Source organism: Brachybacterium sacelli, assembly GCF_017876545.1.
In the GTDB taxonomy this organism is placed as follows: domain Bacteria; phylum Actinomycetota; class Actinomycetes; order Actinomycetales; family Dermabacteraceae; genus Brachybacterium; species Brachybacterium sacelli.
In genome coordinates this window covers 381,176-403,072 of the sequence record NZ_JAGIOD010000002.1, presented here as the reverse complement: position 1 = coordinate 403,072, position 21,897 = coordinate 381,176, and the positions used below count along the sequence as shown (strand labels likewise).

21 protein-coding genes and 1 riboswitch are annotated in these 21,897 nt (G+C 73.6%); of the genes, 7 read left to right on the top strand and 14 right to left on the bottom strand.

Going from position 1 to position 21,897, the window contains the following annotated elements; all coding sequences use genetic code 11:
- Positions 1–4: 4 nt before the first annotated feature.
- The 4 genes from JOF43_RS15995 to truA form a co-directional block, all read right to left on the bottom strand.
- Positions 5–1,261, bottom strand: a complete 1,257-nt coding sequence (locus tag JOF43_RS15995; protein WP_342592211.1) for a CoA transferase — start codon at positions 1,259–1,261, stop codon at positions 5–7.
- A 487-nt stretch (positions 1,262–1,748) separates the two neighbouring features.
- Positions 1,749–2,267, bottom strand: coding sequence for a 30S ribosomal protein S9 (gene rpsI, locus JOF43_RS23030; protein WP_209903900.1), 519 nt, complete (start codon positions 2,265–2,267; stop codon positions 1,749–1,751).
- A gap of 52 nt (positions 2,268–2,319) precedes the next feature.
- Entirely contained in the window at positions 2,320–2,763 is a 444-nt protein-coding gene (gene rplM / locus JOF43_RS15985; protein WP_209903898.1) for a 50S ribosomal protein L13, read from the bottom strand.
- Between the two features lie 300 nt (positions 2,764–3,063).
- Entirely contained in the window at positions 3,064–4,026 is a 963-nt protein-coding gene (gene truA / locus JOF43_RS15980; RefSeq protein ID WP_209903896.1) for a tRNA pseudouridine(38-40) synthase TruA, read from the bottom strand.
- A 122-nt stretch (positions 4,027–4,148) separates the two neighbouring features.
- Here truA and purD point away from each other — a divergent pair, with 122 nt between their 5' ends.
- Positions 4,149–5,474: a phosphoribosylamine--glycine ligase gene (purD, locus tag JOF43_RS15975; protein ID WP_209903894.1), complete on the top strand. Its 1,326-nt coding sequence runs from the start codon at positions 4,149–4,151 to the stop codon at positions 5,472–5,474.
- Positions 5,471–6,388: a phosphoribosylaminoimidazolesuccinocarboxamide synthase gene (locus JOF43_RS15970; protein ID WP_209903892.1), complete on the top strand. Its 918-nt coding sequence runs from the start codon at positions 5,471–5,473 to the stop codon at positions 6,386–6,388. Before purD ends, JOF43_RS15970 begins: the two co-directional genes overlap by 4 nt.
- Before the next feature lie 24 nt (positions 6,389–6,412).
- On the opposite strand, the gene JOF43_RS15965 is transcribed toward JOF43_RS15970, so the two are convergent.
- Genes JOF43_RS15965 through JOF43_RS15955 form a run of 3 tightly spaced genes read right to left on the bottom strand, consistent with a single transcriptional unit; the run spans position 6,413 to position 10,300 of the window.
- Complete coding sequence (locus tag JOF43_RS15965) at positions 6,413–8,947, bottom strand: ATP-binding cassette domain-containing protein (protein ID WP_342592210.1); 2,535 nt, start codon at positions 8,945–8,947, stop codon at positions 6,413–6,415.
- Positions 8,937–9,584: an ECF transporter S component gene (locus JOF43_RS15960; RefSeq protein WP_209903891.1), complete on the bottom strand. Its 648-nt coding sequence runs from the start codon at positions 9,582–9,584 to the stop codon at positions 8,937–8,939. The genes JOF43_RS15965 and JOF43_RS15960 overlap by 11 nt, the downstream gene beginning before the upstream one ends.
- Entirely contained in the window at positions 9,581–10,300 is a 720-nt protein-coding gene (locus JOF43_RS15955) for a YkoF family thiamine/hydroxymethylpyrimidine-binding protein (RefSeq protein WP_342592209.1), read from the bottom strand. Before JOF43_RS15955 ends, JOF43_RS15960 begins: the two co-directional genes overlap by 4 nt.
- Before the next feature lie 55 nt (positions 10,301–10,355).
- Positions 10,356–10,441, bottom strand: a riboswitch (TPP riboswitch).
- A gap of 127 nt (positions 10,442–10,568) precedes the next feature.
- On the opposite strand from JOF43_RS15955, the gene JOF43_RS15950 reads away from it, so the two are divergent.
- Positions 10,569–11,342, top strand: a complete 774-nt coding sequence (locus JOF43_RS15950; protein ID WP_209903889.1) for an MBL fold metallo-hydrolase — start codon at positions 10,569–10,571, stop codon at positions 11,340–11,342.
- 25 nt (positions 11,343–11,367) lie between these two features.
- On the opposite strand, the gene JOF43_RS15945 is transcribed toward JOF43_RS15950, so the two are convergent.
- Together JOF43_RS15945 and JOF43_RS15940 are read right to left on the bottom strand one after the other, a co-directional pair.
- A complete protein-coding gene (locus JOF43_RS15945) occupies positions 11,368–11,961 on the bottom strand; it encodes a protein-L-isoaspartate O-methyltransferase family protein (RefSeq protein ID WP_209903887.1) in 594 nt (197 codons plus the stop codon).
- A gap of 9 nt (positions 11,962–11,970) precedes the next feature.
- On the bottom strand, positions 11,971–12,696 hold the full coding sequence (locus JOF43_RS15940) for an MBL fold metallo-hydrolase (RefSeq protein ID WP_209903886.1): 726 nt from the start codon (positions 12,694–12,696) through the stop codon (positions 11,971–11,973).
- Between the two features lie 322 nt (positions 12,697–13,018).
- Here JOF43_RS15940 and purS point away from each other — a divergent pair, with 322 nt between their 5' ends.
- Both purS and purQ read left to right on the top strand, forming a co-directional pair.
- Positions 13,019–13,276: a phosphoribosylformylglycinamidine synthase subunit PurS gene (purS, locus tag JOF43_RS15935; protein ID WP_209903884.1), complete on the top strand. Its 258-nt coding sequence runs from the start codon at positions 13,019–13,021 to the stop codon at positions 13,274–13,276.
- Positions 13,276–14,001 (top strand): phosphoribosylformylglycinamidine synthase subunit PurQ, encoded by a 726-nt coding sequence (purQ, locus tag JOF43_RS15930; protein WP_209903882.1) that lies wholly within the window; start codon positions 13,276–13,278, stop codon positions 13,999–14,001. Before purS ends, purQ begins: the two co-directional genes overlap by 1 nt.
- A 155-nt stretch (positions 14,002–14,156) precedes the next feature.
- Here purQ and JOF43_RS15925 read toward each other — a convergent pair whose 3' ends face one another.
- Positions 14,157–15,476, bottom strand: coding sequence for a class I SAM-dependent methyltransferase (locus JOF43_RS15925; RefSeq protein ID WP_209903880.1), 1,320 nt, complete (start codon positions 15,474–15,476; stop codon positions 14,157–14,159).
- A gap of 11 nt (positions 15,477–15,487) precedes the next feature.
- A complete protein-coding gene (locus JOF43_RS15920) occupies positions 15,488–16,534 on the bottom strand; it encodes a pirin family protein (protein ID WP_209903878.1) in 1,047 nt (348 codons plus the stop codon).
- A 65-nt stretch (positions 16,535–16,599) separates the two neighbouring features.
- Between JOF43_RS15920 and JOF43_RS15915 the strand changes: the two genes are divergently transcribed.
- Entirely contained in the window at positions 16,600–17,736 is a 1,137-nt protein-coding gene (locus JOF43_RS15915) for a serine hydrolase domain-containing protein (RefSeq protein WP_209903876.1), read from the top strand.
- Positions 17,737–17,911: 175 nt separating this feature from the next.
- On the opposite strand, the gene JOF43_RS15910 is transcribed toward JOF43_RS15915, so the two are convergent.
- Positions 17,912–18,307 (bottom strand): MmcQ/YjbR family DNA-binding protein, encoded by a 396-nt coding sequence (locus JOF43_RS15910; protein ID WP_245354576.1) that lies wholly within the window; start codon positions 18,305–18,307, stop codon positions 17,912–17,914.
- 138 nt (positions 18,308–18,445) lie between these two features.
- On the opposite strand from JOF43_RS15910, the gene JOF43_RS15905 reads away from it, so the two are divergent.
- A complete protein-coding gene (locus tag JOF43_RS15905) occupies positions 18,446–19,420 on the top strand; it encodes a nucleoside hydrolase (protein WP_209903874.1) in 975 nt (324 codons plus the stop codon).
- 88 nt (positions 19,421–19,508) lie between these two features.
- Here the strand turns inward: JOF43_RS15905 and JOF43_RS15900 are convergent, their stop codons facing one another.
- Together JOF43_RS15900 and JOF43_RS15895 are read right to left on the bottom strand one after the other, a co-directional pair.
- Entirely contained in the window at positions 19,509–20,531 is a 1,023-nt protein-coding gene (locus JOF43_RS15900) for a MaoC/PaaZ C-terminal domain-containing protein (protein WP_342592208.1), read from the bottom strand.
- Positions 20,528–21,877 carry a 3-oxoacyl-ACP reductase gene (locus tag JOF43_RS15895; protein ID WP_209903872.1) on the bottom strand — a complete coding sequence of 450 codons (1,350 nt, stop codon included), beginning with the start codon at positions 21,875–21,877 and terminating at the stop codon, positions 20,528–20,530. Before JOF43_RS15895 ends, JOF43_RS15900 begins: the two co-directional genes overlap by 4 nt.
- Positions 21,878–21,897 lie beyond the last annotated feature (20 nt).

The following is a 21,897-nucleotide window of genomic DNA, read 5'->3' as shown; positions in this document are numbered from 1 at the left end:
GGGGTCAGCGGATCCACTCCGGCCGCGCCGCACCGTATCTGCCCACCGGCCGCTCCACGGTACGTCCGTCGATCAGCAGGGGCGGGGGCACCAGGTCCAGCGACCCGTCGACCTCGTCGAACCGGACCCGCGGCACCTCGAGAGGGGTCGGCGGCGTCGCGGGCGCCGGCGGCGCGGCGAGCAGTGTGCGGGCGGCGCCGAGCAGGTTCATGTGGATCGTGGCGGCCTGGCGACGGGCGAGCGCCTCGAGCACGTGCGCGGCAAGCAGGTGACCGGTGGTGTGGTCGAGGGCCTGCACCGGGAGCGCGCCGGGGTGGTCGGAGGTTCCGCAGCAGTCGGCGATGCCGGTGGCCGCCTGGACGATCGAGTCGAATCCGGCGCGGCTTCCCCACGGACCGGTCTCGCCCCAGGCCGACAGCGAGACGAGGATCGCCTGCGGGGCGAGCTCCTCGAGGTCCGCGGTGCCGAGGCCCAACCCGGCGAGAGCACCGGGCCGGTAGCCGTCGAGGATCACGTCGGCGCCCGCAGCGAGGGTGCGCACCCGCTCGGCCTCGCGGCGCAGGTCCACCACGGCGGAGCGCTTGCCCATGCCGGTGGAGCGATGCTGGTCGAGGATCTCCGGCCGGTGCGGTGGATCCAGGCGCAGCACGTCGGCGCCGAGGCAGGCGAGCAGCTGGGAGCCGGTAGGTCCGGCGATCACCCGGGTCAGGTCCAGCACCCGGACCCCGCGGAGCGGACTGCGCGGGGCTCGATCGCGTCCCCCGGCGGCCTCCTCGCCCGCGACGCGCACGGCGCCCACGTGTCCGAGGGCTGGGCGCTCACCGCGGACCACGACCTCGGACCAGGGCGCCTCGGCCGTGGCGCGGGCGTGCGGATGTGCCTCCCATTCCTCGCGGGTGCGCACGGCCACCGCGATGCCGCCGGCGTGGGCGATGGCGTGCTCGACCTCCGCCGCGTCGCGGTGGGACACCGCCCGCTCCAGGGAGGCACGGTCCGCGCCGAGGACCTCGCGGAGGATCGTGGCGTGGTGGGGATAATTGCCGTGCAGGCGCACCCAGCCGTCCCGGGCGGCGACGAAGCCGGACAGCTCGCCCCAGGCGGTGGGGGCGTGGCCGTCCATCCGGAGGTTCTCGAGGGCGGCGAAGGAGGCGGCGACCAGCTCGGCAGTGGTGTCGATCGTGAGATCGAGGCCCCGCGCGGCGGCCAGCTCCGCGGCGGCATCGCGCACCGCCGTCACCGCGGACCAGGCCAGGTGCTCCACGTCGAACGGTCCGGTCCACCATCGTCGAGGCGCGGGAGGCGCGGGAGAAGTGGGAGGCGTGGGAGGCGTGGGAGGCGTGGGCTCCATGGGCGGAGCCTAGTCCGCCCGTCCCGCCCGTCCGGCCTGCCCCACCCGTCTCGCCTGCCCCTCTCGCCCCGCCCGTCTCGCCTATCCCGCCTGCCCCACCCGCCTCGCCTGCCCCTCTCGCCCGGGGGGTCTCGCCCGGCCGGTCTCGCCTGTCCCGCCTGCCTCACCCGTCTCGCCCCGCTCTTCTCCGACTACTGGCGCTATGGCATGCGCTCTGGCTATATGGCCACAGCGCCTCGCTGAGCGCCAGTACCCGACCATGTACCCCCGAACTGCACGCACCTCGCCCCGCAACCCACCGCACCCCGGACACGACGATGCCCCCGACCCTAAGGTCGAGGGCATCGTCAGCGATCCGGCGGACGAGCCGCGGATCAGCATCCCGTGGGGATGCCGTGGATCAGCGCTTGGAGTACTGCGGCGCCTTCCGGGCCTTCTTCAGTCCGGCCTTCTTGCGCTCGATGATGCGCGCGTCGCGCTTGAGGAAGCCGGCCTTCTTGAGCGTCGGGCGGTTGTTGTCCCGATCGATCTCGTTGAGGGCACGGGCGACGCCGAGGCGCACGGCACCGGCCTGACCGGACGGGCCACCGCCGGTGAGGCGGACGACGACGTCGAAACGGCCCTGGAGGTCGAGGACCGTGAACGGGTCGTTGACCTCCTGCTGGTGCAGCTTGTTCGGGAAGTAGTCCTCGAGGCTGCGGTCGTTGATGGTCCACTGGCCGGAGCCGGGGATCAGACGCACGCGGGCCACGGCCTGCTTGCGACGACCGGTGCCGTAGCCCGGCGCGGTCGCGGACTGACCGGCGCCGACGGCGGCCTCGCCGGTGGACTCGGTGGTGAAGTTCGACGGGAAGTTCTCGTCCGTCTCTTCGGTCACGGCTTCGAGGGCCTCGGTGGTATCGGGGGTGGTCTCAGTCACGGTTCTCCTTGGTTCTTCCGTGCGGCAGGGCGGAGTGGCGGGACGCCCCCGCTTACTGCGCCACCTGATCGATGGTGAAGGGGACGGGCTGCTGAGCGGAATGCGGGTGCTCGGAGCCCGAGTAGATCTTCAGCTTCTTGATCTGCTGATCAGCAAGCTTGTTCTTGGGGAGCATGCCACGGATGGCCTTCTCCACCGCACGCTCCGGGCGCTTCTCGAGCAGCTCGGAGTAGGGGATGCCGCGGAGGCCGCCCGGGTAGCCGGAGTGGCGGTAGGCCAGCTTGGTCTCCCGCTTGTTGCCGGTCAGCGCGACCTTGTCAGCGTTGATGATGATCACGAAGTCGCCTGCATCCACGTGGGGTGCGAAGACCGGCTTGTGCTTTCCCCGGAGGAGCTGAGCAGCCTGGGAAGCGAGCCGGCCGAGGACGACATCCGTTGCGTCGATGACGTACCAGGAACGCTCGACATCGTCGGGCTTCGGGGTGAACGTACGCACTCGTGCCTTCTTCTCTCGTCATGGTGCCCGGGCAGCTGATCGCTGACCGGACACGGTTCGATGGACCGTGGGCACGCTTCCTTCGGGTAAAAGCATGGCCCTGACGTTGCACCCGTCCCGCTCCGCACACGATGCGACGGCGGTCCTGGATGTGTGTGAGATGCCCTTTTCGCGCCGGGCGTGAGAAATCGGCTGCGGAGTCGGGCACACATCAAGGCACAACGACCCTCAACGATAGTGCGCACGAGCAGGCAGCGTCAACGCGAGGAGGCCCTGGCACGGGTGTGATCTCCGGCTCTGTCAGCCCCGCCGTGCCCGCGCCAGCGCGGCCCGGGCGGCGAGCTCCTCGTCGGGCGGGTAGGCGACGTGGTCGAGGGTCAGCCCCTGCGGCGGGCAGATGGGGGCCGAGCCGCGGCCGTCCCGGGTGGCGGCCTCGCGGGTGCGGGCGGCGAGCACCTCGGCGGGCCAGTCCTCCCCCCGTCGCCCCTCCCCCACGGCGATCAGGGCGCCGACCAGGGAACGCACCATGTGGTGGCAGAAGGCGTCGGCGACCACGGTGGCGACGACCAGGCCTTCGTCCGCCCGGCCGATGTCCGGACGCTCCCAGCGCAGCTCGCGCAGGGTGCGGATGGTGGTCGCCCCGTCGCGGGGCTTGCAGAAGGAAAGGAAGTCGTGCTCGCCGAGCAGAGAGGTGCTCGCGCGCGCCATCGCGGACACGTCGAGGTGGCGGCGGTGGCGCAGCACGTCACGACGCAGCGGGTCGTGGACCGCGGGCCCGTCCGAGAGGCGGTAGCGGTAGCGGCGCCACAGGGCGCCGAACCGGGCGTCGAAGTCGTCGGGGACCTCTCGGGCCACGTGCACGACGACGTCGGACGGCAGAACTCCGGCGAGCCGGGTGACGAGGGCATCGACCGGCCTGCGGTCGGAGCGTCCGGGCAGGGTGTCCAGCACCACGTGCGGCACATCGAGGTGGCAGACCTGCCCGCGGGCGTGGACCCCGGCATCGGTGCGGCCGGCCACGCTCACGCGCAGCGGGACCCGGCAGATGCGAGCCAGGGCCTCCTCCACTTCACCCTGCACGGTGCGCCGGCCGGGCTGGGCGGCCCAGCCGCGGAAGTCGGTGCCGTCGTAGGACAGGTCCAGGCGCAGCCGGGCAGTCGGGGCCCCGACTGCAGCGGTCCGCTCATCGCCAGGGGCCCCTCGAGGCACGGTCCACTCCACCGGGGTGGCGGTGCGGGCAGGGTCCGGGAACGCGGCGGGCATGGCTCAGATCGTAACGGCGCGGGAGGGTCCCGCCGGGATCCGGGAGGTGCCCGTCCTGGCGTCCGATGCCGCAGTGCGGGCACTTCTACGGGATGTACTGCCTGCTCGGTACGCTGACTTGCGTGAAGATCCTCGTCATCGGCTCCGGAGGCCGCGAGCACGCGATCATCCGTCGCCTCGCCGCCGACCGCCCCGCCCCCGAGCTCCATGCCGCTCCCGGCAACCCCGGGATCGCCGAGCTCGCCACCTGCCACGACGTCGCCGTCGGTGACCTCGACGCCCAGGTCTCGCTCGCCCGGCGCCTGGCTCCCGATCTGGTGGTGATCGGCCCGGAGGCACCGCTGGTCGCGGGCAGCGCGGACCGTCTGCGCGAGGCTGGATTCACGGTGTTCGGCCCGTCGGCCGCCGCCGCCCGGCTCGAAGGCTCCAAGTCGTGGGCGAAGGAGATCATGGCCACCGCGGGCGTACCCACCGCCGCCTCCGTGACCGTCACCACGCTCGAGGAGCTCGACGCCGGCCTGGACCGCGTGAACCCGCTCGGCGACGTGCCCTTCGTCGTGAAGGCCGACGGGCTCGCCGCGGGCAAGGGCGTCGTGGTCACGCCCGAGCGCGACGGGGCGATCGCCCACGCCCAGGCCGTCCTGGCCGCCGGCGGCTCCGTGGTCCTCGAGGAGTTCCTCGACGGTCCCGAGGTGTCCCTGTTCTGCGTCAGCGACGGCAACCGTGTGCTGCCCCTGGCCCCCGCCCAGGACTTCAAGCGGGCCCTGGACGACGACGAGGGCCCCAACACCGGCGGCATGGGCGCCTACTCGCCGCTGCCTTGGGCGCCCGAGGACCTCGTCGACGAGGTGATCCGGACCGTCGCCCGTCCCACGATCGACGAGCTGGCCGCCCGCGAGATCCCGTTCGTCGGCGTGCTGTACTGCGGCCTCGCCCTGACCTCCCGCGGGGTGCGGGTGGTGGAGTTCAACGCGCGCTTCGGCGACCCCGAGACGCAGGTGGTCCTCGAGCGTCTGGCCTCCCCGTTCGCCCCGCTGCTGCTCGCCGCCGCCGGGGGCGACCTCGGCGACGCCCCGGCTCCGAGCTGGCACGAGTCCGCTGCCGTGACCGTGGTCGTGGCCTGCGCCGGCTACCCGGCCGAGACCCGCACCGGTGACGTCATCACCGGTCTCGAGGCCACCGAGGGCCCCGCCACCCACGTGATCCACGCCGGCACCGCCCGCGACGAGGACGGCGCTCTTCGCAGCGCCGGCGGCCGGGTGCTCTCGGTGGTCGGCACCGGGGAGGACCTCGAGGCCGCTCGTGCCCTGGCCCTGGCAGGCGCCGAGGCCATCTCGCTCGAGGGCAGCCATCACCGCCACGACATCGCCCGCACCGCCGCGCAGGACGCACAGGCCGCCCAGGCAGCGCATCCGGCACCCACGCCCGAGGACGGATCCCCCGCATGAGCGCCACCACCTCCACGCCCCTGATCGAGGCCCCGCAGCTGCCGGGCTGGGACCATGCCGTCACCGGCAAGGTGCGCGAACTGTACGTGCCCACGGGTGTCGACCCCGCCGCGGCCACCGAGGTGCTGGTGGTCGCGACCGACCGCATCAGCGCCTACGACCACTCGCTGCAGCCGGGCATCCCCGACAAGGGCCGGGTGCTCACCGCGATCAGCCGTTTCTGGTTCGAGCAGCTGGCCGACCTCGTCCCCCACCACGTGCTCTCCGCGACCGAGGTGCCCGACGCCGTCGCCGGCCGGGCACTGCGCTGCCGGGGGCTGGACATGGTGCCGCTGGAGTGCGTGGCCCGCGGCTACCTCACCGGCTCGGGCCTGGCCGACTACCGCGCAGGAGGGTCCGTCGGAGGGCACGTGCTGCCCAGCGGTCTGGTCGACGCGTCCCGGCTCGATCCTGCGATCTTCACCCCGTCGACCAAGGCGGAGGCCGGGGAGCACGACGAGAACATCTCCGTCGCCCAGGCCCGGGACCTGCTGGGCCCGGAGCTCGCCGACGAGCTCGAGCGCCTCACCCTCGCGGTCTACGAACGAGCCCGGAACCTCGCCGCCGAACGGGGGATCCTGCTGGCCGACACCAAGCTCGAGTTCGGCCGCTCCCGCGCGGACGGGACCCTGATGCTCGGCGACGAGGTCCTCACCCCGGACTCGAGCCGCTTCTGGTCCGCCGACACCTACGTCGAGGGCCGCACCCAGCCGAGCCTGGACAAGCAGTTCGTGCGGGACTGGCTGACGTCCCGGGCCTCCGGGTGGCACAAAGGCACGGCCACCCCGCCCCCGGCCCTGCCCTCCGAGGTCGTCGAACAGACCCGCGCCCGCTACGTCGAGGCCTACGAACGGCTCACCGGCCAGCAGTTCTGACGACCCGGCGCCGTCGGCGCCGTCTCAGAACAGCATCAGCACCGCGGTGGCCACGCCGGCCACCGCGACAACGAGCACGGCGTCGGCCCAGGTCAGCAGCACCGGCCGCCAGACGGTGCGCGGACCGTCGCCAAGGCCACGGGATTCCAGCGCCAGCGCGATCCGCTCCGCCGCACGGATCGCGTCCACCAGCAGGGCGAACGCGCAGCCGAGCAGACGGCGCGGTCCGAGCGGCGGCACCGAGCCGTCGGGCCGCAGCGGCAGTCGCACCCGGTGGGCCCGGGTGAGGGTCCGCCAGCGCCCCGGGAGCTCATCGAGCAGGCGACGGCCGGCGAGGAGCGCCAGCGCGTACCGCGCGGGCAGGCGAGCGTGCTGGTGCAGGCTGACCATGGTGCGGCGAGGGTCGGTCGCGCGGGCGACACCGAGGGCACCGAGCCCGATCACCAGGGCGCGCAGGGCGAGGGCCGCGCCGAGCACGAGACCCTCCTCGGTGACGCGCACGGGCAGGTCCGGCCACGGTTCGCGCCCGGGGCGGCTCAGCACGTTGACGGAGAACACCCCGAGGGCGAAGACCGCGAAGGGCAGCTGGCCGCGCAGCAGGCGGAGCGGTCCCAGGCGGGTGCCCACCATCACCGCGACGGTGAGCAGGAGGTAGAGCACGGCGAGCGGCACCGGGTCCGTGAGGAACAGGCACAGCCCGCTGACCGCGGCGAGCAGCCCCAGCAGCACCGTGGGGTTCCGGGACGGGAGGGGCCGACGGCGCGCGGGCTCGGCCGGTTCGACCCCCGTCTCCCTCGCGGTGCCGCTCTCCGCCGCGATCCCGTCCCCGGTCACGGCGACGGGCTCGGGGGGTGCGCCGTGCCCGTCACCCGGGGCCAGCCCCGCCGCGGTCATCAGTGCGCGGTCCGCGAGCAGCTCGTCGGGGGTGAGCGGTGGCAGCGCCGTGCCCTCGGCGAGCACCACCACCGAGTCGGCGGCGGTCACGGCGCGCAGATCGTGGGTGGTCATCACCACTGCGCGTCCCTCGTCGGCGGCCGACCTCAGCATTGCCATGACGGTGCGGTGGGCGGCATGGTCGAGGCCGAACCCGGGCTCGTCGGCCAGCAGGACGGGCCGGTCGCGCAGCAGCATCGCGGCGAGCGACAGGCGCCGCTGCTGTCCTCCGGAGAGGCGGAACGGGCTCGACCCGCTCCAGTCCTCGAGTCGCAGCCGGGTCAGCATCTCCTCGATCTGCTCCGGGCTCGCGCCGGTGTCGGCGAGCTCCTCCCGCACCGTCGCCCCGACGAACTGGGACTCGGGCCGCTGGAAGACGAGGCCGGCGGCGCCACCCTCGACCGTGCCCGCCCGGGGCTGATCGAGGCCAGCGAGCGCGCCGAGGAGAGTGGACTTCCCGGCCCCGTTCCAGCCGACGACCGCGAGCAGCTCCCCCGCGACCAGGTCGAGATCGATGCCGGAGAGCACCGTGGTGTCGTCGTGCCCGAGCACGAGGTCACGGGCCTGCAGCGCGACGGATTCCTCCTCGCCCGTCGAGCCCGGGTCCGGGGGCTCGGTCCCGGCCCTCGGCCCGCTCTCGATTCCGTTCTCCCGCCCCGACCGTCTCCTGTTCTCGGTCCCGAGCTCGGCCTCGCTCCCGACCTCATGATCCCGACGCACTCGGTCCTCCCGCGCGAGCTCCTGCTCGACGTCCCGTGGCAGCCAGCACCCGTCCTCCCGCAGCGCGCGGCCGTGCTCGGCGAGGACGGCCGCTGTCGGCCCGTCGGCCAGGACGTGCCCGGAGCGGTCCAGGGCGATGATGCGTCCCGGCAGCGCCTCCACACCTCGCTCCCCCGCCCACTCGTCGAGCCGATGCTCCACGAGCACCGTGGCCGCCCCGGAACCGGCGACCGCCGACTCGAGGCTCGCCCGCACCGCCGCCACACCGCCGGCGTCCAGCATCGCGGTGGGTTCGTCGAGCAGCAGCAGCTGCGGCCCGGCCACGGTCGACGCCGCGAGGGCGACCCGCTGCAGCTCACCGCCGGAGAGGCCACGGGTCCCTCGGGCCTGCAGATGCTCCGCCCCGGCACTGCGCAGCGCGGAGGAGACCTGTGCCCCGATCCGTGCTCGCGGCACGCGGCGGTTCTCGAGCGGCAGGGCGATCTCGTCGGCGACGTCCGGCAGGCACACGCCGCTGACCGGGTCCTGCCCGAGATACCCGACGACGTCCGACAGGGCGACCACACCGTCGGCCACCGGGTCCCGCCCGTCGATGCGCAGCCTCCCGCGGGTGCTCGCGCGGACATGGGAGGGGACGGCGCCCGCCAGCGCCAACAGGAAGGTGGACTTGCCCGCACCGGAGGGCCCGAGCAGCAGGACCTGTTCGCCCGCCCGGAGGGTGCCGGTCCACGGGCCGACGCCGTCTCCCGAGGGCAGGATGACCTCGAAGTCCTCCGCCCGGACCAGCGGCCGGTCCCCGTGGTCCGACCCCTCGAGGGCGCGATCGGTGTGCTGCTCCGCACGGGCCGCGGGGGCACGTCCAGTGCTCGCCACCCGGCCCGGCGCCGAGCGCGCCTCAGTGGACACGACGGGCAGGGGCGGAGTCCTCGGGCTCCCGCGCACCGGTGCTCCCGCGCGAGCCGCCGATCGCGAAGTTGTCGAGCACCCCGGTGCGCACGAGCGCGTCGACCAGCACCTTGGCGAGCAGGCCGCCGAGCACGATGCCGGAGAGCACCTGCATGCCCAGTCGCAGTGCGAGGATGTCCTGCCCGTACCAGCCCATCCGCAGCGCGGTCCAGAAGAAGACGAGACCGGCGCCGAGAGCCCCGGAGACGGCGAAGGTGCTCCACCCGAACCGGCGGTACCGGGTCAGCGCGAAGGGCAGCTCGCTGCCGACGCCCTGGAGCGCCGCGGACAGCAGCAGCAGCGGGCCGACGGGACTGCCGAGGAACACCACCTCGACGACCGCCGCGAGGATCTCGGCGATCACACCGCTGAAGGGCCGACGGATGATGGCGACCGCGACCGGTCCCACCAGCAGCCAGGAGCCGGCCAGGACGTGCTGGGCGAGATCCCCGGCGGGGCCCATGGCGATCGCCAGGCCGTTCCACGCCTGGACGAACACCCAGTACAGGAAGCCGAAGACGATGCCCAGCACCACCACCAGTACGATCTCGCGCAGCTCCAGCCGCGCGCGGGCGGTGGCGGGAGCGGGGGCGGTCATCGCGCGTCCTGTCCGAGGTCCCGGGTCCGGTGGGAGGGGCTGTTGAGGCTGAGCGTGAGATGACTGGTCACGTGCTGGACGCCGTGGCCCACCTGCACCCATCCGGCGAGTGCTGTCGCGAGGACGTCCCCGACGTCGCCCTCGAGCCGGGTCACGAAGTGCTCGGAGCCGCGGAAGGTGCCCAGCTCCCGGGCGTGGTCGATCGCCGCGTAGATGTCCCGCATGTGGTCGGGAGCGGTGCCGTCCGCGGTGACCTGGTCCGCGAGCGGGTACAGGGCCCACTCGGCGGTGGCGAAGCGCCCGGTCCGGCGCGGGGACGGGACCTCGGTGCGGCGCGGCCCGGCGCCGCCGGGCAGCTCGCAGACGACCTCGCCGGGACAGCCGCGCGACAGGTGCACGGCGAGGGTGGCGTGGTGCTCGGTGCGGGCGAGGGCCTCGCCGAGGTCGGTGAGCCAGCGCAGGAGATCGGCCTCGTGGCCGCCGAGGTAGGTGGAGACGTCGCCGGTCTCGCGCACCAGCGAGGTCTCGTCGAGCGCGGAGAGCGTCTCGACGAGGATCCGGGCGTAGTCGTCGGCCATGACAGCGGCGGTGACCCGGGCGCCCACCCCGAAGCCGAGCGGGGTCCCGGCGGGGTCGGTGGGGGGTGTCGGGGACCACCCGTCGCCCGAGGGGACGGGTGGGGAGGGAGAGGCGGGAGATGCAGCAGCGGTGGTCACGATCCGTGCCTTTCACGACGCGGCACGGGCGCACAGCGGCTCTCGCCCTGCGGAGGCTCCCTGCGCCGGCATGATCCGGATCAGGTTCTACGGTCGGAGTCGGAGCACTCCCTCTCAGCCCGGCTCACCGGGCTCCCGTGCACGCGGCCACTGTAGTCGCCGAGGGCGCTCGCCGCAGGTGCGGTCCACCGCCGCGTCCGGCGGTGCTGATGATCCCCGGCCGGGAGCGGCTGGTAGCTTCAAGTCCCGACGTCCGGGAGGAGAGCGCATGGCCCACAGGCAGATCCAGGAGGTCGCGTCCGAGGTGTTCATGGTCGAGGGGATCGCCTCCAACTGGACGGTGGTGCGCGAGGGCCGCGATCTCACCCTGATCGATGCCGGGTACCCGAAGGATCTCGAGAACGTCCTCTCCTCTCTCGAGCACCTCGGAGGCAGGATCGAGGACGTCCGCGGCGTGCTGATCACCCACGCCCATGTCGACCACGTGGGCTCGCTCCCGGGGATCCAGGCGATGCATCCGATCCCGATGCATGCCCACGACCGGGAGCTGCCGATGCTCCGCGGCGAGGTCCATGAGCAGGCGTCCGCCCGCGACGTCGTGCGACGGTGCTGGCGGCCGCGGACGGCGCGATGGGCATTCACCGTCGCCCGCGCGGGAGGCCTGTCCACGATCCACCTTCCCCAGGCACGAGCCGTCAGCACCGGCACGCCGCTGGACCTCCCCGGGGGACCGATCGCCCTGGCCTGCTCCGGCCACACCTCCGGGCACACCGTCTACCACCTGCCGCAGGCGGGCGTCGTGGTCACCGGGGACGCCCTCGTCACCGGCCACCAGACCTCCGCTCGCCTCGGGCCGCAGCTCATCCCGGAGTTCTTCACCCACGACCCGGCCACCGCGCGCTCCACCCTGGACGTCCTCGCCGAGCTCGGGGCCGATGCCGTCGTCCCGGGTCACGGACCGTCCTGGCGCGGCCCCGTCCGGGAGGCCGTCGACAGGGCCCGCGCCGCGCACCCGGCCGGTTCCCCGCAGCGACGGCATTGAGGGACCGGGCGCTCGTACTGCGCCGTCAGTCCTCCACCAGCGGCACGAAGCGGAAGGCGCCGTGCTCGGTGTCCCGCAGCTGGTCCCCGTGACGCTCGATGCGATGCATCGTGGTGCCGACCGGGATCACCATCACCCCGCCGTCGGCCAGCTGCTCGATCAGCGCGTCGGGAAGCCCCTGCGCCTCGGCCGAGACCAGGATCCGATCGTAGGGGCCGTCCTCCGGCGCGCCGAGCACGCCGTCGGCGGCGACGCGGACCTCCGCGACGCCGAACGCCTCGGCCTCACCGAGAGCCGCGCGAGCGGACTCGACCAGCGCCTCGTGCCGCTCCACCCCGATCACGCGCCCGCGCGGACCGGCGAGGTGCGCGAGCAGGGCCGTGGTCCAGCCGGACCCGGCGCCGACGTCGAGCACCCGGTCCCCGGGGCGCACCTCGAGCAACCGCAGCATGATCTCGACGGTCGTCGGTTGCGAGTTGGTCTGCCCCTGCGCGATGCGCAGCGGGGCGTCGACCTCGGCGTGCCGGCGCTGCTCCGCAGGCAGGAACGGGGTGCGCGGGACCGCCGCGAAGGCTCCCGCGACCGGGTCGTCGTCGTGCCCTGAGTCGTCACGTGCCATGGCAGTCCCTCAGCTCGCGGTGATCTCGACGACGCCGCCCGCGGGCCAGTCGCGCACCTCGGTGCCCTCGGGGGCGAGGTGCGTGGACTGACGCAGGAAGATCGGACGGCCGACGTCGCTGGCGACCGCATCGTGCACGGGCAGGGCGAGGACCGGGCGGACACTGCGCAGGAAGTCGATAGTCTCGGACATCTTCGACCACGGCGCGACGACCGCGAAGGCGAGCACGTCGATGCCGTGGAACTCGGGGACCGGCTCGAGGGAGTCCCCTGTGATGCCGAGCCGTGGCCCGTCGCCGGCGGTGAGCACTAGACCCGTGTTGCCCACGCGCGGGATGTCGGGATGGATGATCGCATGGTTGCCGCCGACGGCGCTGATCCGCAGGGGCGGATGCTCGCCGGTCGCGGGGAACTCGTGCGCGGTCCCGGCGCTGAGCGGGAGCAGGCGCTCACCGTCGACCGCCGGCGCGCCCTCGGACGGCTCGGCGAGCTGCTGAGCGGTCTCCGGCTCGGCGATCACGATCGCCTCGGCGCTCGCGGCGAGGACCTCGGCGAGCAGGGCGCGGTCGAGGTGGTCGGGATGCTGGTGGGTGACGGCGACGGCGTCGAGGGTGCCGAGCACCTCCGGGGTCAGGGCACGTACGGCCTGAGCGCTGAAGCCGCCCGGGTCGACCAGGAGCCGCCGCCCGGCGGTCTCCACGAGCAGGCACGAATGGACGAGGTGACGGATCTTCATCGCTGCCTCCGGCATCGGTGGACTCGGACACGACGAACCTAACGCGACATGGCTCGACGCGCGAGGGGCGGCGGCGGAGGGCACTGCGGCAGCGGTGGACACCGTGCGAGCGGCGACCACCGCGGGACGGGTGCGGGGCGGTGCGCCGCGCGAGGGGCGCCGGCGGTGGGCGCTCCCCCTCTGCGCGCCCGGGGCTCGGTACGATGGTCGCGGTCGGCACCGAGATCGTCGGTGAGCCCGGGAGCTCCTCCCGCTCCGCCCCGCTGCACCCACCCGTCCGGCCCGCCCCCCGCGCGGCCGCCGTCCTCCAGGAGAACGCCCCATGCCCCGCGTCGTGGTCCATGTCATGCCGAAGCCGGAGATCCTCGACCCGCAGGGGAAGGCGGTCGCCGCGGCGCTGCCCCGACTGGGCTTCGAGGGCATCAGCTCCGTGCGCCAGGGCAAGCGGTTCGAGCTCGAGGTCGAGGGCGAGGTCACCGACGAGGTGCTCAACCACCTCCGCGAGGCGGCCACCACCTTGCTGTCCAACCCGGTGATCGAGGACGTCGTCGCCCTCGAGGTCGAGGAGGGCAGGGCCTGATGCGCATCGGTGTGGTGACCTTCCCCGGCACGCTCGATGACCGTGACGCCCTGCGGGCCGTGCGCCTCGCGGGTGCCGAGCCGGTGGCGCTGTGGCACGGAGAGGACGATCTGCTGGACGTCGAGGCGATCGTGCTGCCCGGCGGTTTCTCCTACGGCGACTACCTGCGCGCCGGTGCGATCAGCCGCTTCGCCCCGGTGATGGACAAGGTGGTGGACGCCGCGAAGGGCGGGATGCCGGTGCTCGGCATCTGCAACGGCTTCCAGGTGCTGTGCGAGACGCACCTGCTGCCGGGCGCCATGATCAAGAACGCGCACCGCTCGTTCCTCTGCCGCGACCAGCCGCTTCGGGTCGAGAACACCCGCACCGCGTGGACCACGGAGTACGCGCAGGACCAGGTCATCCGGATCCCGCTGAAGAACCAGGACGGCCAGTACGTGGCCGACGAGCGCACCCTGGCCGAGCTCGAGGCCGAGAACCGCGTGGTGTTCCGCTACACCGCGGGCGCCACCCATGGACCGGCCGGCTTCGAGTCCAACCCCAACGGTTCCCGACACGACATCGCCGGCATCACCAACGCGGAGGGCAACGTCGTCGGACTGATGCCGCACCCCGAGCACGCGGTCGAGGCCGGCTTCGGTCCCGACGAGCCCGGGGCGGGCACCCGCACCGGGGTCGACGGCCTGGGCATGTTCACCTCGGTGCTGCGCAGCCTCGTCGCCTGAGCCACAGGGCCCTCACGGAGCGCTCCGCACGGTCATGCACCCCGGCGACCGGTGTGCCGCCGCGCACCGGTCACCGGGGTGCATGACTACGCGGCCGACGACCCGGTGGCAGCGGACGGGACCGGCGACGGCACCGGGCGCGGCACCGTCTCGTCTCAGGTGCGCTCTGCCGACAGCACCGTGAAGCGCCGGTCCCGGGCGCGCTGACGCACGGGGCCGATGCGACGCTCGACCTCCGTGCGGTAGCGCAGCGAGGAGTTGTGCACGAACCAGAGCTCGCCGCCGGGCCGCAGCACGCGGGCGACGGCGTCCAGCAGACCCTGCACCAGGGTGGCGTCGACCGCGGTGCCGTCATGGAAGGGCGGGTTCAGCAGCACCAGGTCGGCGCTGCGGTCGGCCACCCGGAACAGTGAGTCGTCCCAGGTCACATCCGTGCTCTCACGATCCAGCCCGTACGCGTCCAGGGTCGCCCGGGTGGAGGCGACCGCGTCGGCGTCGTCGTCGCTGCCCAGCACCGGCGTCTCCGGCAGCGCGGCGGCGAGATAGGCGGTCAGCAGCCCGTTGCCGGAGCCGAGGTCGATCGCGCGGGCGAGCGGGGCGGCCTCTGCCTCCTCGCGGGTGAGGAGGTGACGGTCCAGGGCCTCCAGCAGCAGGAGGCTGCCGGCATCGGCCGTGGCGCCGCCGAACACTCCCCCGATCGCACGCAGTTCCAGTGCCGACGCCGTCCCCCGCACCGGGAGATGGGCGGTGCCGCGGGCGATCGGCAGCGGGGCGAGGTCCTCACGCGCCGCGGTGGCCACCAGGGCGCGGGACTTGCCCAGGCCGCGGGAGGCGTGCACCTCGGTGAAGACGCCGCCGAGCACCACGTTCTGCGTGCGGGTCATGTGCTTCACGCGTCCGCCCGCGACCAGGGTGACGTCCCCGGCACGCGCGATCTCGACGGCGCGGTGCTCGAGATCGGCGAGCGCCTTGGGAAGTCGCATCAGGGCCAGGCGCGGGCGGGTCTCGGCGGCGATCTCGGCGAGCGAGGCGGGGTGGTCGCCGCCGGGGACCTCCAGGCGTCCTTCGGTGACCTCCTCGGAGAAACGGGCGCGCAGGGCCAGGGTGGCGGCGTGCGAGGCCGTCCAGGAGATCACCGGCGTCCCGGGCACCGCGGACGTCGCCTCGCCCACCGTGCCAACCTCCGCGAGCGCGGCCGCGGTGAGCTCGCCGGTGGCGTCGTCGACCACGAGCACGGCGCCGGGCCCGCTCGCTGCGGCTTCCTCGGCGGCGGTCCGCAGGATCACGCGGTCGGTCTGGTCCGGGCCGTGCGGGGCGGAGGCCTCCGGAACGGGTCCGGAGGCGGCCGCGTCGTCGACGGTGGTCGGGGCGGGCGAAGGGTCATCATCCGTACGCAGGGCCCCGGTGGGAGCGGCCGACGGGTCGTCATCGGTGGTCGGGGCCCCCGTGGGGGCGGTGCTGTGGTGGTCGGTCATCAAGTCCTCGATCAGGGGGCGGAGTGGCCGACGCGGCCGCGGGAGCGCAGGCGCCCGCCCGGCAGCGTCGGGGCGGGCAGGGCCGCCGGGGTGTGGGCGGCGAAGGGGCCGAACTGCTCGTCGTGCGGACCCAGACCTCCCCGCTCGCGGGCGATCTCGGCGATCGGAGCGTCCTCGAGGGCGAGCTCGACGCCGATCTCGGCCTGGTAGCGGGCGCGGAACTGCTCGATCTCCTCGTGCGTGCGGCCCACGAAGTTCCACCACATGATGATGTCCTCCCCGAGCGGTTCGCCGCCCAGGAGCATCACCCGCAGGTTCTCGTCGCCGTCCGCCCGCAGCCGGACATGGTCGGCGCCGTCGGGCAGCACGGCCAGTTCGTCGCGCTGCGCGCGCGCCGTCGAGGCGCCGAGCCCCAGGTGCGCCGTGCCCCGGTCCACGAGCAACCCGTGCTCGTGGGAGGGGGCCAGCTCGAGGCGCATCTCGTGCCCGGCGTCCAGGTCGATCTGGGCCATGGTCAGCGCCGTGTCGGTGACCAGCGGGCTGAGGTCCTCGAGCACGGCTCCGTCCTCATCGGTCGCCCGCAGGTGCCCCATGCCGACCCGCACCCGCGCGCCGGCGGTGGCCCGCTCGCGCGGGGTGTGGACCACGAACTCCTGCTCGCGGAACCGCGACCGGTCCGGCAGGGCGTACCAGAGCTGGACTCCGTGCAGGATGGTGGTGTCGTTCGTGGAGAACTCGGAATGGGTGATGCCGGAGCCGGCCACCATGAGGTCCACGTCGCCGGGACGCACCAGGGCATGGCTGCCGATCGAGTCGCGGTGCGTGATCGCACCCTCGAACAGCCAGGAGACCGTCGCCAGCCCGGTGTGCGGGTGACGGGCGACGCTCATGCCCCCGCTCACGGAGACGTCGTCCGGCCCGAAGTGGTCCACGAAGCACCAGGCACCGATCAACGAGGTCCGACGCGCCGGCAGAGTGCGATGCACGGTCATGCCGCGCGGCCCACCGAGCGGCACCTCCCGGGGCTCGAGCAGGACCACGTCCTCGAAGGAGCTCATGGACCGAGTGTAGGGGCGGCGGATCGCCTCTTCCCCCTCCCCGGCCCCCTGCGTACTGTGAGCGCATGTCGACTCCGTCGTCCCCCGCCGCCCTGCTGCTGTCCCGATCCGTCGACGAGGGCACGATCCCAGGCGGCGTGATCGCGCTCGGGCACGACCCGGAGCCGATCGCGGCCGGCCGGATGTCCGTCGGCGGTCCGCCGATGCCCGCCGACGCGATCTTCCGCATCCAGTCGATGACCAAGCTGGTCACCACCGTGGCGGCGCTGCGTCTGGTCGAGCAGCGAGTCCTCGCCCTCGACGCCCCGGTGGCGGACTGGCTGCCGGAGCTGGCCGCCCCGGAGGTGCTCACCCGCCCCGACGCCGAGCTGACGGACACCGAGCCGTTGCGCACCCCGCTCACCCTGCGACACCTGCTCACCAACACCTCGGGGTACGGGATGATCCTCCAGGACTGCCCTCTGGCCAGGGCGATGACCGCGACCGGGACGGAGGCGGGCCCGCTGCCTCCCACGCTCGGGGCCGACGACTGGATCGCCGCCCTGACCTCCCTGCCGCTGGTGGGACAGCCCGGCACCGTGTGGCGGTACCACCACTCCTTCGGTCTGCTGGGGATCCTGCTGTCCCGGATCAGCGGCACCAGCACCGGCGCGTACCTCGAGCAGACGTTGCTGGGGCCGCTCGGGATGCGCGACACGGGGTACTTCGTACCCCACGAGAAGCTCGACCGCCTCCCCGCCGCCTACGCGGAGGAGGGAACCGGGCTGGTCGAGATCGAACCGGCAGGTGGCGGCTTCCACGCGGGCCCACCGCCCTACGACATGAGCCACAGCGAGCTGCTCTCCACCGCCGGCGACTACCTCCGCCTGCTGCGGGCGCTGCGCGACGGGGAGCTGCTCAGCGACGAGCACCTGGGGATGCTGCGCAGCGACCAGGTGCCCCAGGAGGCGAAGACGCCCGAATCCTTCTTCCCCGGCTTCTGGGAACGGACCAGCTGGGGATTCGGGCTGGCCGTCGTCACCGACGGCCCTCATCGCGGCCGCTGCAGCTGGTCCGGCGGCGCAGGCACGGACTACTTCCTCGACCCCGACGGCACCCTCGGCCTGCTGCTCACCCAGGTGCCGATGGGAGACCGCCTGGCACCCCTGCTGGAGGCCTACGGCGAGCTCGCCCCGCCGCCGGGCGCGGACCCCGCGAGCTGACCACCCCGTCCGTCCATCGGCCCGGACCGGAGGACGCAGACCCGGCTGCTCGTCCCCGTGCCCCCGGATGGCGGGCGATGTGCCACGAAGAAAATCTGCTGTGCAGTGCGTGACCGAGGCGACCACTCCGCCCCCTGCACGACCGAGATCGGATCGGCCCGACGTCGCGTGCGGGTCACGCGGACGTCCCGAGCTCGGCGACCAGTCGCGCCGGGGCCACCATCCGGTAGGACTCCTCGATCAGCTCACCGAGCTCCTGGTCATCGGTCCGCGCATCCAGATCCAGTCCGATCCACCCCGAGGCCCCGAGGTAGGCGGGGACGAACGTGCGAGGGTCCTCCTGCAGAGCGGCGGTCTCCGACTCCGACAGGTGCACCAACACCGCGTGCGGGTGCTGCTCCCACTGCCCGTCGACCTTCCGCGCTCCGCCGTAGTAGCAATGGATCTTCACGGTGTGGAAGGCGGGCCGACCGTGGCTGATCTTCTCCTTCGCCCCGGGGAGCGCCAGCGCGATCGACCGGACGCGCTCCAGCACCGGGTCGTCGTCATCGAACATCTGCGGATGTGGCATGGGTCGATCCTTGCGTTCCCGGCCCTGATGCGCCACCCCTGGGGCGGCAGACGGGCGAGGGGTCCTCCGTCGGCGTCGCCGTGCCGCCGACGCGCAGCCTCCACCGCCGGCATCCGTCAGCGGCCCTACGCTGGCTCGATGACCCTCCCTGTGCTGATCGACTGTGACACCGGCATCGACGATGCGATCGCCCTGACCTATCTCGCCTGCCGGAGCGATGTGGAGATCATCGGCGTCGTCTCCACCGGCGGGAACGTCCCGGTCCCTGCCGTGCATCGCAACAACCTCGCCCTGGCCGATCTGCTGGGCATCTCCGCCCCGATCTCCCTGGGCGCGGCACGGCCGCTCGTGCAGGAGCCGATGTTCGCGGACGACACCCACGGGCCGCAGGGCCTCGGCCACGCCGTGCTCCCTGATCCCGGGCGCTCCGAGGATCCCCGCTCCGGTGCGCAGCTCTGGGTCGACACCGCCCGCGCGCATCCTGGGGAACTGGTCGGTCTCGTGCTGGGCCCGCACACCAACCTCGCTCTCGCGCTCGAGATCGAGCCCGAGCTGCCGCGGCTGCTGCGGCGCCTGCACATCATGGGCGGCGCCATCAACCACCGGGGGAACACCGGTGCCACGAGCGAGTGGAACTTCGCCGTGGATCCGGAGGCGGCCCAGCGCGTGCTCGCCGCGTTCAGCGGCGCCCCGGTGCGTCCCGTGCTCGGCTCGCTCGAGGCCACCGAGTCGGTGCGGTTCACGCAGGACACCCTGGACCGTGTCCGGCAGTTCGGGGCGAGCACCGGACACCCGGTCGCGATGATCCTCACGGAGGCTCTGCGCTTCTACTTCGAGTTCCACCGAGCCGACGGCTTCGGGTGGACGGCGCACGTGCATGATCCTCTGGTCGCCGCGCACGCCGTGACCGGGCAGTTCGCGGCGACCCGGCCGCTCGCGGTCGACGTGGAGCTCGCCGGGACCCTCACCCGGGGCCAGAGCGTAGGCGACGAGCTGGGTCGCTGGGGCCGGGAGCCGAACGTCGACGTGCTCCGGGACGTGCAGCCCGAGTCGTTCATCGAGCATCTGCTGGCGACGCTCGGCGACGGGCTGGCGCGGCTCGCACCGCGCTGAATCCGCCGTCCCGTCCCCGGCGCCCGGCACGCGGACCGGGTCCGGTCGCGCCCGCACCCGGACCGGAGTCCGTGTCCGGGCGCCGGCGTCAGCCCAGGGTCGTGACCTCGACCTCGAAGCAGCGGCGCGGACCCTTGTCCTCCGAGCCCGCTCGCCAGCCCACGCAGTGGACGGTGTCGGACCCACGGTCGTCGTCGTAGGCCACCAGCACGGTGCCCGGCAGCGTGACGGGGGCATCGAAGCTGACGTCCCAGCGCAGCGGGAGCGAGAGGTCCACGCAGGATTCGGTGAAGGCGCGCGAGGCGGTGTACATGCCGTGGGCTATCGCCCGCGGGAACCCGAAGGCCCTCGCGCTCAGCGCCGAGAGGTGGATCGGGTTCACGTCCCCGGAGACGGCGGCGTAGCGACGTCCGGCATCCGCCGGGAGCTTCCACCGTCCGGTGGGGCGCGGCGCCTCGAAGACCCGACGCGAGGAGTGCTCAGGACGCTCCGGGGGCGAAGAGCTCACCGAGCCGCCGGAGCCGCCCGTGTTCTCTGTGCGCTCCGGGCTCTCGTCGCGGCGGCCCGCGGGGTCCTCGGCGCCGTCCCTCGTCCCCTCCCCCTTGGCCAGGTAGGTGGAGACGTCGGTGGCGATGATCTCGCCGGCCTCGCCGAGGATCGTCGAGACCGCCTCGAAGGTGCGGCCCTTGCGATGGGGCCGCAGATCGCGCACACGGCATTCGACGTCGACCCGTTCCCCGACCCGCACGGGGCGGTGCTGGAGCACCTGATTGCGCAGGTGCACCAGTCCCAGCAGGGCGAAGGGGAAGTCCCGGCGGGCCATGAGGGCGAGCGAGACCGGGAAGGCCAGCACGTGCAGCACACCCGGATGGACGAGATCGGTCGCCGGACCGCCCATCAGGTGGTCGAAGTCGCGGGCCCGCTCGGCGTCCAGCCGCACGCCGCGGACCCGGTAGGCGACCTCGGGCAGCGTCGGCTCCCGCCGGGAGCCGCGCCGGGCGGAACGCGGGTCGAGGGCGGCCGCGTAGACCGCCGGGAACGACGGCACCTCGGCGAGGTCCCTGAGCCGCTCCGCCGAAGCTCCGCTCGAGGTGCTCCGCACGGCGCTCACCGTCCCACCATGTTCTGGCCGCACACCCGCAGCGTCTCGCCGCGCAGCCCCCCGGCCTCCGCGGAGGAGAGGAAGGCGATGGCCTCGGCGACGTCGGCCGGCAGCCCGCCCTGCTGCAGCGAGTTCAGGCGGCGCGCCACCTCGCGGGTCAGAGCCGGCATCCTGGCGGTCATCTCGGTCTCGATGAATCCGGGGGCGACCGCGTTGGCGGTGCCGCCGAGGGATTCGAGCCGTGCGGCGAGCGCGTCGACGAAGGCGATCACCCCGGCCTTGGAGGCCGCATAGTTGGTCTGACCCCGGTTGCCGGCGATGCCGCTGGTGGAGGACAGGGAGACCACCCGCGGCTGGGCACCGAGGACCGCGCCGGCCGCCCCCGCCTCGATCAGCGCGTCGGTGAGGGCGATCTGGCTGGCGATGTTCACCGCGAGCACCGGGTCCCAGCGCTCGGCGGTCATATTGGCGAACAGCTTGTCGCGGGTGATGCCGGCGTTGAGCACCACGACATCGAGCCTCAGGCCCCGCTCCCGCAGGGAGGCCACCAGGCGCTCCCCCGCGCCCTGCGCGGTGACGTCGAGCTGGATCGGCACCGCATGCAGCTCGTTGGCCAGGCGCGAGAGCTCGGTGCCGGCTCCGGGCACGTCGAGCACCACGAGGCGGGCGCCGTCGGCGGCGAGCGTGCGGGCGATGGCCGCACCGATGCCGCGGGCAGCCCCGGTGACCAGCGCGGTGCGCCCGGCCAGCGGCTGCTCGAGGTCCTCGGTGAGCGACCCCGCCTCGGAGGCGACGGTCACCAGCTGGCCGGTCACGAAGGCGCTGCGGGCCGAGAGCAGGAACCGCAGGGTCCCGATGACACCGGGCGCGTCCGGGCCCACGCCGTCGGTGACGAGGATCCCGTTCGCGGTGCCGCCGGCGCGCATCTCATGGGCGAGCGAGCGCAGGAACCCTTCGACGCCGCCGCGGGCGGCGTCCTGGGCCGGGTCCTCGCCGCGTGCGGGACGGGAGATCGTCACCACCCGGGCCCCGGGGGCGAGCGTGCGCATGGCCCCGGCCAGTGGCAGCAGGAGGCGGCCGAGGTCGGCCGGGGTGGAGACCTCGTCGAGCACGAGGATCACGGAGCCGACGGTGCGCAGCTCCTCGAAGCGTCGGCGCACGTCGGCGCCCCAGCCGAGCAGCTCATGGGCGACCTGGTCGGCGCCCTCGGACTCGCCGAGCACGACGACCGGGCCGAGCACCGGCCCGGGACGGTCGCCGCGGCGCGGCAGCCGAGCGGGACGGGGCAGGCCGACCCGCTTCGCGAGCAGGGCGCCGGGCGCGGAGCGGACGAACTTCGTGTAGGCATCGGTCATGGGATCCTCCTCGGGACGGG

What these genes read in the sequence shown, in the direction of transcription:
- truA (WP_209903896.1), bottom strand. Translation starts at nt 4,026, where the DNA reads ATGCCCGCCGCGTTCCCGGACCCTGCCCGCACCGCCACCCCGGTGGAG.
- JOF43_RS15970 (WP_209903892.1), top strand. Translation starts at nt 5,471, where the DNA reads ATGAGCGCCACCACCTCCACGCCCCTGATCGAGGCCCCGCAGCTGCCG.
- JOF43_RS15960 (WP_209903891.1), bottom strand. Translation starts at nt 9,584, where the DNA reads ATGACCGCCCCCGCTCCCGCCACCGCCCGCGCGCGGCTGGAGCTGCGC.
- JOF43_RS15950 (WP_209903889.1), top strand. Translation starts at nt 10,569, where the DNA reads ATGGCCCACAGGCAGATCCAGGAGGTCGCGTCCGAGGTGTTCATGGTC.
- JOF43_RS15945 (WP_209903887.1), bottom strand. Translation starts at nt 11,961, where the DNA reads ATGGCACGTGACGACTCAGGGCACGACGACGACCCGGTCGCGGGAGCC.
- JOF43_RS15940 (WP_209903886.1), bottom strand. Translation starts at nt 12,696, where the DNA reads ATGAAGATCCGTCACCTCGTCCATTCGTGCCTGCTCGTGGAGACCGCC.
- purS (WP_209903884.1), top strand. Translation starts at nt 13,019, where the DNA reads ATGCCCCGCGTCGTGGTCCATGTCATGCCGAAGCCGGAGATCCTCGAC.
- purQ (WP_209903882.1), top strand. Translation starts at nt 13,276, where the DNA reads ATGCGCATCGGTGTGGTGACCTTCCCCGGCACGCTCGATGACCGTGAC.
- JOF43_RS15925 (WP_209903880.1), bottom strand. Translation starts at nt 15,476, where the DNA reads ATGACCGACCACCACAGCACCGCCCCCACGGGGGCCCCGACCACCGAT.
- JOF43_RS15920 (WP_209903878.1), bottom strand. Translation starts at nt 16,534, where the DNA reads ATGAGCTCCTTCGAGGACGTGGTCCTGCTCGAGCCCCGGGAGGTGCCG.
- JOF43_RS15915 (WP_209903876.1), top strand. Translation starts at nt 16,600, where the DNA reads ATGTCGACTCCGTCGTCCCCCGCCGCCCTGCTGCTGTCCCGATCCGTC.
- JOF43_RS15910 (WP_245354576.1), bottom strand. Translation starts at nt 18,307, where the DNA reads ATGCCACATCCGCAGATGTTCGATGACGACGACCCGGTGCTGGAGCGC.
- JOF43_RS15905 (WP_209903874.1), top strand. Translation starts at nt 18,446, where the DNA reads ATGACCCTCCCTGTGCTGATCGACTGTGACACCGGCATCGACGATGCG.
- JOF43_RS15895 (WP_209903872.1), bottom strand. Translation starts at nt 21,877, where the DNA reads ATGACCGATGCCTACACGAAGTTCGTCCGCTCCGCGCCCGGCGCCCTG.